This is a genomic window from Bifidobacterium myosotis, assembly GCF_002259745.1.
Taxonomy (GTDB): domain Bacteria; phylum Actinomycetota; class Actinomycetes; order Actinomycetales; family Bifidobacteriaceae; genus Bifidobacterium; species Bifidobacterium myosotis.
The window spans coordinates 142,062-156,788 of sequence record NZ_MWWW01000013.1 but is presented as its reverse complement, the minus strand read 5'-3'; the positions used below and the strand labels follow the sequence as shown (position 1 = coordinate 156,788).

At 56.9% G+C, this 14,727-nt stretch carries 11 protein-coding genes; 10 read left to right on the top strand and 1 reads right to left on the bottom strand.

What is annotated here, in order from left to right; translation table 11 throughout:
* Positions 1-663, bottom strand: coding sequence for a restriction endonuclease subunit S (locus tag BMYO_RS06575; RefSeq protein WP_094667696.1), 663 nt, complete (start codon positions 661-663; stop codon positions 1-3).
* Here BMYO_RS06575 and BMYO_RS12440 point away from each other — a divergent pair.
* The 10 genes from BMYO_RS12440 to thiF all read left to right on the top strand — a co-directional run bounded on the left by BMYO_RS12440 (position 657) and on the right by thiF (position 14,706).
* A complete protein-coding gene (locus tag BMYO_RS12440; RefSeq protein ID WP_094667695.1) occupies positions 657-866 on the top strand; it encodes a YlcI/YnfO family protein in 210 nt (69 codons plus the stop codon). The genes BMYO_RS06575 and BMYO_RS12440 overlap by 7 nt on opposite strands.
* Entirely contained in the window at positions 863-1,702 is an 840-nt protein-coding gene (locus tag BMYO_RS06565) for a GIY-YIG nuclease family protein (RefSeq protein ID WP_094667694.1), read from the top strand. Before BMYO_RS12440 ends, BMYO_RS06565 begins: the two co-directional genes overlap by 4 nt.
* Entirely contained in the window at positions 1,695-4,256 is a 2,562-nt protein-coding gene (locus tag BMYO_RS06560) for a type I restriction-modification system subunit M (RefSeq protein WP_094667693.1), read from the top strand. The genes BMYO_RS06565 and BMYO_RS06560 overlap by 8 nt, the downstream gene beginning before the upstream one ends.
* Positions 4,256-5,482 (top strand): restriction endonuclease subunit S, encoded by a 1,227-nt coding sequence (locus tag BMYO_RS06555; protein WP_094667743.1) that lies wholly within the window; start codon positions 4,256-4,258, stop codon positions 5,480-5,482. Before BMYO_RS06560 ends, BMYO_RS06555 begins: the two co-directional genes overlap by 1 nt.
* An 11-nt stretch (positions 5,483-5,493) precedes the next feature.
* Positions 5,494-7,053: an RNA-binding domain-containing protein gene (locus BMYO_RS06550; RefSeq protein ID WP_094667692.1), complete on the top strand. Its 1,560-nt coding sequence runs from the start codon at positions 5,494-5,496 to the stop codon at positions 7,051-7,053.
* Positions 7,050-10,331: a type I restriction endonuclease subunit R gene (locus BMYO_RS06545; RefSeq protein WP_094667691.1), complete on the top strand. Its 3,282-nt coding sequence runs from the start codon at positions 7,050-7,052 to the stop codon at positions 10,329-10,331. Before BMYO_RS06550 ends, BMYO_RS06545 begins: the two co-directional genes overlap by 4 nt.
* A 109-nt stretch (positions 10,332-10,440) precedes the next feature.
* Positions 10,441-11,922, top strand: coding sequence for an argininosuccinate lyase (argH, locus tag BMYO_RS06540; protein ID WP_094667690.1), 1,482 nt, complete (start codon positions 10,441-10,443; stop codon positions 11,920-11,922).
* A gap of 565 nt (positions 11,923-12,487) precedes the next feature.
* The gene (thiS, locus tag BMYO_RS06530; protein ID WP_094667688.1) at positions 12,488-12,682 is read left to right on the top strand and encodes a sulfur carrier protein ThiS; all 195 of its coding nucleotides are present in this window, start codon (positions 12,488-12,490) and stop codon (positions 12,680-12,682) included.
* A gap of 33 nt (positions 12,683-12,715) precedes the next feature.
* Positions 12,716-13,585 carry a thiazole synthase gene (locus tag BMYO_RS06525; protein ID WP_094667687.1) on the top strand — a complete coding sequence of 290 codons (870 nt, stop codon included), beginning with the start codon at positions 12,716-12,718 and terminating at the stop codon, positions 13,583-13,585.
* Between the two features lie 311 nt (positions 13,586-13,896).
* Entirely contained in the window at positions 13,897-14,706 is an 810-nt protein-coding gene (gene thiF, locus BMYO_RS06520; protein ID WP_094667686.1) for a thiazole biosynthesis adenylyltransferase ThiF, read from the top strand.
* Positions 14,707-14,727 lie beyond the last annotated feature (21 nt).

The following is a 14,727-nucleotide window of genomic DNA, read 5'->3' as shown; positions in this document are numbered from 1 at the left end:
TCAGGCTGACATGTGCTTACGCCGATGTAGGATGCCATGATTTAGCCAATCAAGCAGAGCGGACCAGCCTGGGTCCATAGCGAGTTGCTTACGCTGATGAAGGGTGATAAGGTCGTCGAGGCGGGAGAAGAACGAGCCGATGGCCTGCTGCTCTCGTGCTGACGGCATCAGCAAATTCATTGATTTCAATTTACTGAAATCAATACTTTCAACAGTAGTACCGGTCTTTCCGTACTCAAGAAGCAAGCTTTTGTTATGCGCTACGAAATACTGCAACAACCACGAACCTGAACATGAAACATTAGTCTGTATGGCCTTGATGTCCTGATTAACGGTCGCCGGTTTTCGCAGCATGGCAACAGGAAGCGTATGCCGTAGTATTCCACTTCTGGTGACCATGACAAGTGAGCCCACAGGGTACCTCGTCAGTTCTGCAGCACCTTTTTCGGAAATCATTGTTGTGGTGTTGTCAAGATAATGCTGTTTGACGTCTTGCGATGTAACCCACAGATTCTTTCCACCTAAATAGTTCGCAGCATCCGCCATAGAAGGAGTGTGACCGCCACCAAAGGAAGCAACCTCCCCCAACTTACGCTGTTCCCAAGCAGACGTATAATGCATGCATTTATATTGCAGTTTGAAAGTGCGGTGCGTTAATGTCATATTCTGACCTCGTAGAGGGCGGTGCAGGCGAAACGGAGATACGGGCTTACCTCGTCGATGGAGATGCAGTACCCGTCACCATGCGCATTCCCGCGAATCTTCGAGACTCTGCCAAAGAGGCCGCGGCGCTTCGGGGCATGAGTTTTTCGGCATTCGTGAGAACCTGCATCATCAACGAGCTGGTCAAGGACGGCGAACGATGATTCGTCTTACGACCATGACCATGCAGCTTATCGACAATGATCCAGACGGTATCCGCATTTGCCGCGTGGAAGGCGAGTCGCTGGTTACCGTCGTGGTTCCAAGGGATAAGTTGGCTGAAGCGAAGCGGCTTCCTGATGTACCGGAACGGGGCGTGTATTACCTGCTGGATGAGGACCATGGCGTGCTCAGTCGCGTATATGTCGGGCAGACCACGCAGGGGCTCGCTCGCCTTGAGGCTCATAAGGCCAAGAAGGAGTTTTGGAACAAAGCCGTTATGTTTCTTGACAGCGACATCAATATTGACAGGGATGTGTTGGATGTCCTTGAAGCGAAGGCAATCGACTTCGTTCGACGGAATGGTTCGTATGAGACAGACAACACGTTTCTTCCCGGTCCGCATGTGAACCCATATAAGGAACAACGCGTGGAGGAATTGCACAAGAGCATACTGTTCCGAATGAAGGTTCTCGGCTATGACCTTAATCGTTCGGAATCCGCGGCACATGTGAGTGAGGGATTTCATACGAAAAAGAACGGAATCGCGGCGACAGGGAAATACGATAAAGAAACCGGACGATTTACCGTCTTTGCCGGTTCCGAGGTGGAACTAGGGCGCGACATTATCAAGAACCGGGGAGCGATCGTCGCCCGTGAGCAACTCTTTGGGGATCGTGACGGCAAGGTGAGGCTCGACCATGACGTGTCTTTCGCCAGTCCATCCATGGCGGCCGTGTTCGTTCTTGGTGGTAGCCAGAACGGTTGGACCGAATGGGTGAACGATCAGGGCAAAACGCTCGATGAAGTGTACAGGAACAAGGAGCACATGAATGAATAAGCAGCAACTCGCCTCCAAGATCTGGGAATCGGCCAACAAGATGCGTTCGAAGATCGAGGCCAACGAGTACAAGGACTACATTCTCGGCTTCATCTTCTACAAGTTCCTTTCGGAAACGCTCGTGGCGCGTCTGTATGCGGATGATTGGACCGAAGGGGATTTGCCTGACCTCACAGAGGAGGATGCGGAAACCGTGCAGGACGTGCGTAATCTGTGCGGTTACTTCATCGCATACGACAATCTGTTCTCTACATGGATCGCGAAAGGCTCCGATTTCGAAATCGCGGATGTACGTACGGCGCTCTCCGCCTTCGAGCGCAATATCAATCCGGCTCACAAGCGAGTGTTTTCCGGCATTTTCGACACGTTGCAGACCGGCCTGTCCAAGCTCGGAACCGATGAGAAAGGCCGTTCCAAGGCCGCTCGGGACCTGATTTATCTTATCAAGGACATTCCGATGGACAGCCGCCAAGGCTACGACACCCTCGGCTACATCTACGAGTACCTGATTGACAAGTTCGCCTCCAATGCAGGCAAGAAAGCCGGCGAATTCTACACGCCCAGCGAGGTTTCTCAGCTCATGAGTGAAATCGTGGCATGGCATTTGCAGGGGCGCAAGGAAATCACCATCTACGATCCTACGTCCGGCTCCGGCTCGTTGCTTATCCATATCGGTCAGGCGGTGGCCCGTCGCAACGGCAATCCGAATGACATCAAGTACTATGCGCAGGAGCTCAAGGAGAACACCTACAATCTCACGCGCATGAACCTGGTGATGCGCGGTATCTTGCCGGACAACATTGTGGCTCGCAACGGCGATACATTGAAGGACGATTGGCCGTGGTTTGACACCGACGAGACCAAGGACGAAACCTATGAGCCGCTGTTCGTGGACTCCGTGGTTTCGAATCCGCCGTATTCGCAGAACTGGGAGCCGCCGGAGGCGGGGGAGGACCTGCGTTTCGAATATGGCATCGCCCCCAAGTCCAAAGCCGACTACGCCTTTCTGCTGCATGACCTCTATCATCTGCGTGACGACGGCATCATGACCATCGTTCTGCCGCATGGTGTGCTGTTCCGTGGCGGTGAAGAAGGCGAGATTCGTCGTAATCTTGTGGAGCATCACCATATTCAGGCCATCATCGGGTTGCCGGCGAACATCTTCTTCGGCACCGGTATTCCCACCATCATCATGGTGCTGCGCAAGCATCGTGACGATGATCATGTGCTCATTGTCGATGCATCCAAGCATTTCACCAAGGACGGCAAGAACAACAAACTGCGCGCCTGCGACATCCGGCGCATCGTCGACGCGGTGACGGGCTCGAAGACCATCGACAAGTTCAGCCGTCTGGTGAGTCTTGACGAGATTCGTGCGAACGACTACAACCTTAACATTCCCCGGTACGTGGACTCCTCCGAACCGGCTGAGAACTGGGATTTGTATGCCACCATGTTCGGTGGCGTGCCGAAGCACGAGCTTGATACACTGCAGCGTTTCTGGAATGTATTCCCGAGCTTGAAGACACAGTTGTTTGAAGCGCAGAGCAATCATATTGCGCGCGTCGCCGGCGGTTCGGTACGTGACATTGTTTACGGTAACGCCGAAGTGCAAGCATATATCGAACGCTATAAGGCCGGTTTCACGGGTTATCAGGACTTCCTGCGCGGTGAGCTGGTGGGGAAGTGCGAGCAGGTGGCCATAGCTGCCGAGCAGGAGAAATTGGCTGATAACCTGTTCCGCAGACTGTCCGATACGCCTCTGGTGGATTCCTACGCGGCATATCAGGTGTTCATCGACGCTTGGCAGACCATTGCCGGTGACCTTGAAGTCATTCAATCTGAAGGCTTCTCTTCGGTATTCCAAGTCGATGCCAATATGGTCGTCAAAAAGAAGGGCGGCAAGGACGTCGAAGTGCAGGAGGGATGGGTCGGCCACCTGTTGCCATTCGACTTGGTGCAGCAGCGGATGCTTTCGGCTGATCTCGCTGCGATTGCGGCGCAAGAGCACCGGCTGTCCGAAATCGGTCAGGAATTGACCGACCTGCTGGACGGCATTGATGAGGACGATAAGAACTCCGAGGCAGTCAATGAGGAAGGCGACGCATTCGTTTCGACGGAACTGAAGAAGGCGGTGAAGGTTATCGGTCGGCATCCGCAGACGGAGTTCGACCGTACGTTGGTTGCCGCGAATCATCTACTTGATGAAGAGAGGAAAGTCAAGAAAGCCATCAAGGATGACCGCGCGGCGCTCGAAGACAAGACTGTGACGGTTATCAAGCATCTTGATAACAGCCAGGCTACCGATTTGCTTGTCGCCAAGTGGATTGATCCACTGCAAAGCAAGCTGGAAGAACTGCCGACCGCTGTGCTCGACGAGCTGGTGGCTCAGGTCACTGCGCTGGATGAGAAATACGCCACCACGTATGCCGATGTATGCGGACAGATTAAGACCGCAGAGAACGAGTTGAGCGCGATGCTCGATCAGCTGGTCGGCGACGAATTCGATATGGCCGGCATTGCGGAGCTCAAGACCCTGCTGGGAGGTGAATGATGGCTGACCAGTCGAACAAACCTTCGATTCGTTTTGCTGGTTTTACTGACCCTTGGGAACAGCGTAAGTTGGGGGAGCTGGCCCAGCGTATAACTCGGAAGAATTCGGATAATGAGTCTGATCTTCCATTGACCATCTCCGCGCAATACGGGTTGATTGATCAGAGGTTGTTCTTCAACAGTCAAGTGGCAAGCAAAGATATGAGCGGCTACTATCTGCTCCGGAAAGGCGAATTTGCATATAACAAGAGCACTTCCGTGGATAGTCCATGGGGTGCGATTAAGCGTTTGACCCAGTACAAGAAGGGCTGTGTCTCAACGTTATACATATGCTTTGAGCTGCTTGATGTTGACCCGGATTATCTTGTGACATATTACGAAACCAACCGCTGGTACAAAGCTGTCCAAATGATTGCAGCCGAAGGGGCTAGGAATCATGGGTTGCTCAATATTGCGCCCGACGATTTCTTCGAAACGACGTTATCAGTTCCATTGTCGACTGTTGAGCAGCAGGCCATCGGCTCGTTCTTCTCCCGCCTCGACGACCTCATCACCCTTCATCAGCGTAAGTATGACAAGCTCGTCGTCTTCAAAAAGGCAATGCTCGAACAAATGTTCCCTCAGGAGGGTGAGACCGTTCCGAAGATTCGTTTTGCTGGTTTTACTGACCCTTGGGAACAGCGTAAGTTGGGTGAGGTTGTTGATCAATTTAAGGAGCTAGTTCCAACTCCCCAAAATGGATATGTGCGCATGGGCGTCCGTAGCCATGCAAAAGGTACATTTTTGACCGATGTCGATCCGGGGGCTCAAATCGAAGAAAAAGAGCTATGCAGGGTTGCACCCAACAATCTTGTGGTCAACATCGTATTCGCCTGGGAACACGCAGTTGCGATTACCTCTGAGAATGATGCTGTAGCGTTGGTCTCTCACCGTTTCCCCCAGTTCTCATTCCATGAAGATATGTCCCCGAACTTCTTCAGGTTCATCATTCTTGACGGACGCTTCAGACATCATCTTTGGCTTGCCTCGCCGAGTGGTGCCGGAAGAAACAAGACTCTCAATGTGAAGTCTATGCTTGAGTACGGTTTTGTTGTTCCCCATAAAGAAGAGCAGCAAAAGATCGGCAACTTCTTCTCCCGCCTCGACTCCCTCATCACCCTTCATCAGCGTAAGTTGGAATTGCTGCAGAACATCAAAAAATCCTTGCTTGACGAGATGTTTGTGTGAAGGAGGCGGTAATGGATACGTTCGATATCGCGCGGCTCGCCTCGTATCGAGAGAACAACCGGATTGAGGCGAAGGCCGCGAAAGGTGGATTGCCTCGCAGCATGTGGGAGACGTATTCCGCCTTCGCCAACACCTACGGCGGGGTCATCCTGCTCGGTGTCAAAGAACGCGACGATGGCATGTTCGAGACGGTAGGACTCACCCGGCCTGAAGCTGAGCACCTGCGTCAGGATTTTTGGAACACGGTGAGCAATCGCTCCAAGGTGAGCGCTGTGTTGCCGATTGAATCCGAGGTCGAACTGCTCGAAGGCGAGGGAGGCGTAGTCGTCGCCATCCATGTTCCCCGCGCCCCTCGAGAGGAACGGCCTGTCCATATCAACAACGATCTGTACAACGGTACCTATCGCAGACGAGGCGAAGGTGACTACCACTGCACGAGGAGCGAAATCGTATCCATGGTGCGTGATCAATCATCTGAGACCATGGACAGTAAGGTGCTGGACGAGTTCTCCGTAGCGGATCTCAACGCCGAGAGCATCAGGGGTTATCGCATGCGTTTCCAGACGGCGCACGCGCAAAGCTCATGGAATCCTCTTGGAACTGAGTCGTTCCTGCGGGCCATCGGTGCTGCAGCCGTCAGCCGTGAGGATGGCAGGTTGCACCCCACCCTTGCTGGCATGCTCATGTTCGGCAACGACTATGACATCCTCCGGGAATGCCCAAACTATTTCCTTGATTACCGTGAGTCGCTCGATCCATCAATACGTTGGACCGACCGGGTGCATTCGGGGGATGGCTTATGGTCCGGTAATGTTTTCGACTTCTTCTTCCAGGTGAGTCGAAAACTCACGTCGGTGCTCAAGGTGCCGTTTAAGCTCGACGGCATATTTCGTGTGGACGACACCCCTATGCACAAGGCGGTTCGTGAGGCCTTGGCGAACTGTCTGTTCAACGCCGACTACTATGGCGTACGCGGTGTGGTGGTGCGTTGCGAACTGTCTCGTCTCGTCTTTGAGAATCCAGGGAATGTCCGGACAGGAGTCGAGCAGATGCGTTTGGGAGGCATGTCCGATCCGCGCAATGCTGGCATCATGAGGATGTTCGGGCTCATCGATGTAGGGGAGCGGGCCGGCACCGGTATCCCGGACGTCTTTGCCACGTGGGCTGCGGCGGGGCTTCCTGAACCGAGGATTGAGGAGGCATTCGGCGAGGCGGAGCGAACGATGCTCACGCTTGAACTTGCTTCGGTGACAAATAATGAGCAGATAAACGTAGCTGATGAGCAGATAAATGAGCAGATAAACGCATCCGGTGAGCAGATAAACGTAGCTGATGAGCAGATAAATGAGCAGATAAACGCATCCGGTGAGCAGATAAACGATCGTCAGACAACAGTGCTAGACGTCATCAGGTCGAATCCGAACATTACGTATGACGAGCTTTCCCGTGCCGTGGGTGTGTCATCCTCAACTGTGCGCAGGGACGTCGACGCGCTAGTTGCGGATGGTCTACTCAAACGTATCGGTTCACGTAAAACCGGTCACTGGGAAGTTCAGGGAGGAGCGAGATGATCTTCGACAAGGAATCGGAATTCGAGGAGAACGTCATTTCAGTGCTCAAACAGCACGGTTGGACAGACGGTGTGCTGCGCTATCCGACCGAAAAGGATTTGATCGAGAACTGGAAAGGCATCCTGTATCGCAACAATTGTGGCCAAGATCGCCTCGGCAAATACCAGTTGACGGATGGCGAGATGGCGCAGATTCTCGAGCAGATCGAATCCTTGCGCACGCCTATGGCGCTCAATTCGTTCATCAACGGCAAAACCGTGGCCATCACACGCGACAACAAGGACGACATCGCGCACTTCGGCAAGGAAGTCAGCCTCAAAATCTACGATCGGCGGGAGATCGCAGTTGGCGACAGCGTCTACCAAATCGCACAGCAGCCGGTGTATCCCGCCAAGAATTCAATACTCAACTCGCGTCGTGGCGATCTCACCTTGCTTATCAACGGCATGCCGCTCATCCACATCGAGCTCAAACGCAGCGGCATACCGGTAAGCCAGGCCACTGGGCAGATTGAGAAATACTCGCACGAAGGCGTGTTCACCGGTATTTTCCGTCTCGTGCAGATCTTTGTGGCCATGACACCGGACGATGCCGTGTACTTCGCCAATCCGGACGTGGACAAATTCAATCCCAGCTACTATTTCCACTGGGCGGACTACAACAATGAGCCTATTTGCGGCGGTGGCAATCTTGGAGCCGACGAATGGAAGCAATTCATCGGAGGCATGTCAGGTACGGCTGGACTGCTCTCCATCCCCATGGCTCATCAGCTCATCGGGTTCTACACCATTGCTGATTCCTCGGACGGATGTCTGAAAGTACTTCGCAGCTACCAGTACATTGCCGCCAACGCCATCTCCGACCGGGTACGCAAATGTGATTGGGAACAACGGACGGCCTTACCCGGTCGCCCCGGCGGATACGTGTGGCACACCACCGGTTCCGGGAAAACCATGACCAGCTTCAAATCGGCACAGCTCATCGCCGATTCCAAGAATGCCGACAAAGTTGTGTTCCTTATGGACCGCATTGAACTGGGGACCCAATCACTGAAGGAATACCGCAGTTTCGCGGACAATGAGGATGATGTACAGGGCACCGAGAACACCGGCGTGCTGCGACATCGTCTTGCCAGTGCGGACCCCAAGGACACGCTTATCGTCACCTCCATCCAGAAAATGAGCAACATCAAGCTTGGTGAAGGCGGAGTTACCCAAGCCGAATTGGACAATATGGCAAACAAGCGCATCGTCTTCATCGTCGACGAATGCCATCGCTCCACCTTCGGAGACATGCTGCAGGACATCCGGCGATCCTTCCCGAACGCTCTGTACTTCGGATTCACCGGCACGCCGATTCTGGATGAAAACCAGAAGAAGAAATCCACTACATCCATGGTTTTCGGCGAATGTTTGCATCGGTACAGCATCGCTGACGGCATCCGCGATCGTAATGTGCTCGGTTTCGATCCGACCATGGTCACCACTTACAAGGATGCTGATGTGCGGCGCATTGTGGCATTGGACAAAGCGCAAGCCCGCAGCGTGGAGGAGGCTCTTAGCGATCCCAATAAGGCCGAGGTCTACGAGCATTATATGGACAAAGCCGAAGTCCCGATGGGTGCGGTCACCAGCGAAAATGGGCAGCGAGTACTCGGCATCGAAGACCTGCTACCTCATGGCCAATACGGCATCGGCAGCGAACACGAGCACATGGTGGTTGCGGATATCCTCGACCAATTCCCGGTACTCAGCCACGCGAACAAATTCCATGCGATGCTTGCCACAAGCTCCATTCCAGAAGCCATCAGCTACTACCGTCTGCTTAAGGAACAAGCGCCGAATCTGCGCGTAACTGCACTTTTCGATCCGAACGTGGACAACACATCCGGGTCCACGATCAAAGAGGATGCGCTCGTTGAAATCATCAGCGATTACAACGCGGCATACGGCAAGGAATTCACCATTCCCACATGGCCGGCCATGAAGAAGGACATCTCTTCGCGTCTGGCCCATAAGGCGCCCTACGGCAACATCGACGCAAATCGGGGCCAGCGGCTCGACTTGCTCATCGTGGTCGACCAGATGCTTACCGGCTTCGACTCGAAATGGGTGAACACGCTTTACCTCGATAAGGTAATTGAAAACGAAAGCATTATTCAGGCGTTCAGCCGTACAAACCGTCTGTTCGGACCGGATAAGCCGTTCGGCACCATCCGCTATTTCCGAAAGCCTCATACCATGCGCGACAACATCGCGCGCGCGGTCAAGCTTTATTCCGGTGACCGTCCACTCGATCTGTTCGTGCAAAAACTGCCGCAGAACGTGGCCTCCATGGACGCGCGTTACCGGGAGATTCTAAGCGTGTTCAACGATTCAGGGCAATCGGACCTGAGGCAGCTGCCTGAGTCGGTGGAATCCAAGCGCAAGTTCGCCAAGGAATTCGTGGAGCTCAATCAATTCCTGGAAGCGGCGAAAGTACAAGGATTCGACTGGAACAAAGAATCATTCGAGTTTACGGATGAGAATGGCGAATCGGTGAACGTGCGGCCGGAGCTTGACCAACGCACATATCTGATACTGGCACAACGATACAAGGAGCTCTTCGGTGACAAGTCGGAAGGAGGCAACGCGCCGGGTGACGGCAAGGATGACGACGAAGCTCCGTATGAGCTGGACGGGTATCTGACCGCCATCGATACCGGGTTGATTGACACGGATTACATGAATGCCAACTTCACCAAATGGCTCAAAGCGTTGCGTGAAGACAGCCCAGAATTGGCACAGGCAACGGAGCAGTTGCATCGTTCGTTCGCGACGCTTTCGGCCGACGAACAACGACTCGCGGAACTGTTCCTGCATGACGTGGAACGCGGTGATGTGACCGTCGAGGACGGTATGACATTGCGTGAATACATCACCCGTTATGCGCGGCGTGAAGAGGATGAGCAGGTAAGCAAGCTCGTGGACTACTTCGGGGTTAAGCGCTCTTTGGTGGAAGAGTTTACGGGTCAACGCATCACTGAGACGAACATCAATGAATTTGGTCGGCTTGATGCCTTGTACGACTCCATCGACAAAAGGCTATCGAAATCCACGCTGGAGGCATGGATGGGTGTGATCATTTCACAGCCCAAAGTGAATCGGACAGTGCGAAACCTGCTGAGGCGTTTCGTATTGGGAGGTGGATTCGATGTCGATGAAACGCTTGAAAAGATGCGGATCGCGAAAGGCGGGGAGGAATCGGACGATACGCCGCGCGATGTAGCCCAACGCTGATAGTCTGACAGACAGTCGCAAACCGCATGAATGCACGCGATGCAGCTCATGCACGCACGCGCATTTTCCGGGATATCGCATGACGCGCAGGAACGCGAAGGAGTAACGCATGACCGAATCCAACCAGCAGTCCGAACACCTCGCCCTGTGGGGCGGCCGATTCACGTCCGGCCCCTCGTCCGAGCTGGCCCGCCTGTCCAAGTCCACGCAGTTCGACTGGCGCCTGGCGGACGACGACATCGCCGGCTCCCGCGCCCACGCCCGCGCACTCGGCCGCGCAGGCCTCCTGACCGACGACGAGCTCAAGCGCATGGAGGACGCGCTCGACACCCTGCAGCGCCGGGTGGACGACGGTTCCTTCGCCCCCATCGAGGACGATGAGGACGAGGCCACCGCGCTCGAACGCGGCCTCATCGACATCGCCGGCGACGAGCTCGGCGGCAAGCTCAGGGCCGGCCGTTCCCGCAACGACCAGATCGCCTGCCTGATCCGCATGTGGCTGCGCCGTCACTCCCGCGCGATCGCCGGGCTGCTGCTCGATCTCGTCAACGCCCTCATCGAACAGGCCGAGAAGGCCGGCCACACCGTGATGCCGGGCCGCACCCACATGCAGCACGCCCAGCCCGTGCTGCTCGCCCATCAGCTCATGGCCCACGCATGGCCGCTCATCCGCGACGTGCAGCGCCTCATCGACTGGGACAAGCGCATCAACGCCTCCCCGTATGGCTCCGGCGCGCTCGCCGGCAACACGCTGGGACTCGACCCGGAGGCCGTGGCCCGTGAGCTCGGATTCTCCCGTGTGACCGACAACTCCATCGACGGCACCGCCTCCCGTGATCTGGTGGCCGAATTCGCGTTCATCGCCGCCATGACCGGCGTGGACATCTCCCGTCTCTCGGAGGAGATCATCATCTGGAACACGCAGGAGTTCGCCTTCGTCAAGCTGGACGACGCCTACTCCACTGGCTCCTCGATCATGCCGCAGAAGAAGAACCCGGACATCGCCGAGCTGGCGCGCGGCAAGTCCGGCCGTCTCATCGGAGACCTGACCGGCCTCATGACCACGCTCAAGGGCCTGCCCACCGCCTACGCCCGCGATCTGCAGGAGGACAAGGAGGCCGTGTTCGATCAGGTCGACACGCTCGAGGTGCTGCTGCCCGCCTTCACCGGCATGGTCCGTACCATGCACTTTGACGCCGACCGTCTTGAGGCCGAAGCTCCGACCGGATTCGCGCTCGCCACCGACATCGCCGAATGGCTGGTCAAGAACGGGGTGCCGTTCCGCCACGCCCACGAACTGTCCGGCGCGTGCGTCAAGCTCGCCGAAGGCCGCGGTCAGGAACTGTGGGACCTGACGGACGAGGACTTCATCGAGACGTTCGCCTCGTTCCTGCCCGCCGACAAGGCCCCGGGTGTGCGCGAGGTGCTGTCGAGCCACGGTTCGGTCAACTCTCGCAACGGCAAGGGCGGCACCGCCTACGGCCGTGTGCGCGAGCAGATCGTCGATGCCAAGGCCGAGGCGGAGGAGCTCAAGGTCTTCGCGGACTCGTCCTCGGATGGTTCCGCTTACAAGGTGCCCGGCACGTTCTAAGGTTCGCCAAGGTTCGTTGGAGCTCGTTAGGGCTCGCGAGGGTTTGCGCAAACCGCAGGCCTGCCAAGGCCATCGGGTTCCCGAAGTTCCGGACTTTCCCGGGGCTCTTTGCGTGCTCGCTGCCTCTCGGACGGACTTAAATCCAGTCGGCTCCCTCTCCGTGAGGGAGCCGTTTTTCGTGCCGCACAGCCGGTTGTCATCGTGGACATCTACACTGGAGCGCAGTACGAACGGGAGCCGCAAGGCTGAGAGGAAGCGTGAAGCTTCGACCGGGGAACTTGACGCGGGTCATGCCGCCGTAAGGAATCGTCGTTTGGATTTGTCAGGGGATGCAGTCGAAGCTTCCAAGGACTCGCAGCGTTGCGGCAGGCCGCTCGTGGAGCACTATAACCAAGCCGTAGGGCTGATAGGCGCGGGTCTGATTATCGCGGGATTCGTGAAGACGAAGGCGAGAGACGGGCGCAGCGCATATCGGACATACGGTCGCATGACTGGGTTCATGAATGGGCGCACCACTTAGGGTACGGTTCGTTTCGTGCACCCTTTTTTAGTATTCGGAGGGATTATGCAGGTCAACGGCGAGCAGGTCACGCTTGACGCACCGGTCAGCGTGGCCGACTACCTCGAAGCGCACGGATTCCGTGCCGAACGGGTGGCCATCGAACTCAACGGCGAGATCATCCCGCGTGAGCGGCGTGCGGACGTCATGCTGGACGACCAGTGCGTCATGGAGATTGTTCAATTCGTCCAAGGTGGATGAATCCGGAACGGATGTAAGGAAAGGAAACCAATCATGAGCAACATCAATCCGGTCACTGAGGAATCCGTCGAGGCTACGCCGTTGCCGCCGCAGCCGAAGGTCGTCAATCCGGTGGGCACGGCCGCTCCCATGCTGCCGGTCGAGGACAAGCCGCTGAACCTCGGCGGCCATGAGTTCCAGTCGCGTTTCATTCTGGGTTCCGGTCGCTATGACCTGAACCTCATCAAGGCCACCGTCGAACACGCCGGCACGCAGATCGTCACCATGGCGCTGCGCCGTGCGCAGACCACCGAGAACAGCGTGCTCGATTACATTCCCGAAGGCATCACGCTGCTGCCGAACACCTCCGGCGCGCGCAACGCCGAAGAGGCCGTGCGCATCGCCCGTCTCGCACGCGAGGTGTGCCACACCGATTTCGTCAAGGTGGAGATCGAGCACGAGACCAAATATCTGCTGCCAGACAACGCCGAAACCATCCGCGCCACCGAAATGCTGGCCAAGGAAGGATTCGTGGTCATGCCGTACATGTTCCCGGACCCTATCGCCGCACGTCAGCTCGAGGAGGCCGGCGCGGCAGCGGTCATGCCGCTCGGCTCGCTCATCGGCTCCAACATGGGCCTGCGCATGCGTGACTTCATCGAGATCATCATCGCCAACGCGCATGTGCCGGTGATCATCGACGCCGGCATCGGCCGACCGAGCCAGGCCTGCGATGCGATGGAGATGGGCGCGGACGCCGTCATGGCATACACCGCCGTGGCCTCCGCGGGCAACATCCCGCTGATGGCCGAGGCGTTCAAGAACGCCATCAACGCCGGCCGCGCAGCCTACTTGTCCGGTCTCGGTAAGGTGACCGAAGGCCAGGCTGTGCCGTCCAGCCCGACCACCGGGTATCTGCACTGAAATTTGTATTGATATTTGGGATGGCTCACCGCGGGCTGGCGATGGCTCACCTCAGTCCGCCTGCAGCGGCCGGCTCCCCTCAGTCCGCTTCGCGGCCAGCTCCCCTCAGGGAGGGGAGCCGAGTGGGGGAGGAAAAAATGACGTCGCGATTATCTCAGGTAAGGGGAGGCGAGTGGGGGCTGGCGTTGCGGTTTCCCCTCGCTTAAGGGGACTGGGAAGTGTGGGGCTGGCGTTGCGGTTCTCTCGCTTGAGGGGAACGGGGGCTCGTCGCTGCGGCTTCCTTGCTTGGGGAGCCGGGATTTGGAGACAACATGGCATTATCGGATGAACAGCTTGAACGGTACTCCCGTCACCTCATCCTGAAGGGTGTGGGCGTAAAAGGGCAGAAGCGGCTGCTTGCCGCCAGCGTGCTCATCATCGGAGCGGGCGGACTCGGCTCGCCAGCAGCCCTGTACCTGGCGGCAGCGGGCGTGGGACGCATCGGACTCGTGGACGGCGATGTGGTCGATCTGAGTAATCTCCAGCGTCAGATCATCCACACCACCGCCGCGGTCGGCACCCCCAAGGTGGAATCAGCCGCGGCGGCCATCCGCGCGCTCAACCCGGACGTGACGATCGAGACCCACCATGAACTGGTGGACGCCCACAACATCGCCGCGCTGATCGAACCGTATGACTTGGTGATTGACGCCACCGACAACTTCGCGGCCAAATTCCTCATCAACGACGCCTGCGTGCTGGCCGGCAAGCCGTTCATCCACGCCGGCGTGGTCGGATTCGCCGGTCAGGTGATGGACGTGGTGCCCGGCGAGGGACCGTGCTACCGGTGCATCTTCCGTGATATGCCAGCGGCGGGCGAGATCCCGACCTGCAAGGAGGCCGGCGTGCTTGGCGCGGTGGTCGGCGTGATCGGCAGCCTTGAGGCCACCGAAGCCGCCAAACTCATCGTCGGCGTGGGGGAGCCGCTGGTGGGCCGCATGCTCACCGTCGACGCGTTGACAATGAACATCCGCCGTGTGCCGCTGCCCACGCATGTGCCGGACTGCCCGGTATGCGGTGATCACCCGACCATCACCACACTCGAGCCGGCCAACTACGTCCAGCCGGTCTGCGCCATCTGAACCGCGCCATCTGAACCATCG

What these genes read in the sequence shown, in the direction of transcription:
- argH (WP_094667690.1), top strand. Translation starts at nt 10,441, where the DNA reads ATGACCGAATCCAACCAGCAGTCCGAACACCTCGCCCTGTGGGGCGGC.
- BMYO_RS06565 (WP_094667694.1), top strand. Translation starts at nt 863, where the DNA reads ATGATTCGTCTTACGACCATGACCATGCAGCTTATCGACAATGATCCA.
- BMYO_RS06545 (WP_094667691.1), top strand. Translation starts at nt 7,050, where the DNA reads ATGATCTTCGACAAGGAATCGGAATTCGAGGAGAACGTCATTTCAGTG.
- BMYO_RS06555 (WP_094667743.1), top strand. Translation starts at nt 4,256, where the DNA reads ATGGCTGACCAGTCGAACAAACCTTCGATTCGTTTTGCTGGTTTTACT.
- thiF (WP_094667686.1), top strand. Translation starts at nt 13,897, where the DNA reads ATGGCATTATCGGATGAACAGCTTGAACGGTACTCCCGTCACCTCATC.
- thiS (WP_094667688.1), top strand. Translation starts at nt 12,488, where the DNA reads ATGCAGGTCAACGGCGAGCAGGTCACGCTTGACGCACCGGTCAGCGTG.
- BMYO_RS06525 (WP_094667687.1), top strand. Translation starts at nt 12,716, where the DNA reads ATGAGCAACATCAATCCGGTCACTGAGGAATCCGTCGAGGCTACGCCG.
- BMYO_RS06575 (WP_094667696.1), bottom strand. Translation starts at nt 663, where the DNA reads ATGACATTAACGCACCGCACTTTCAAACTGCAATATAAATGCATGCAT.
- BMYO_RS12440 (WP_094667695.1), top strand. Translation starts at nt 657, where the DNA reads ATGTCATATTCTGACCTCGTAGAGGGCGGTGCAGGCGAAACGGAGATA.
- BMYO_RS06560 (WP_094667693.1), top strand. Translation starts at nt 1,695, where the DNA reads ATGAATAAGCAGCAACTCGCCTCCAAGATCTGGGAATCGGCCAACAAG.
- BMYO_RS06550 (WP_094667692.1), top strand. Translation starts at nt 5,494, where the DNA reads ATGGATACGTTCGATATCGCGCGGCTCGCCTCGTATCGAGAGAACAAC.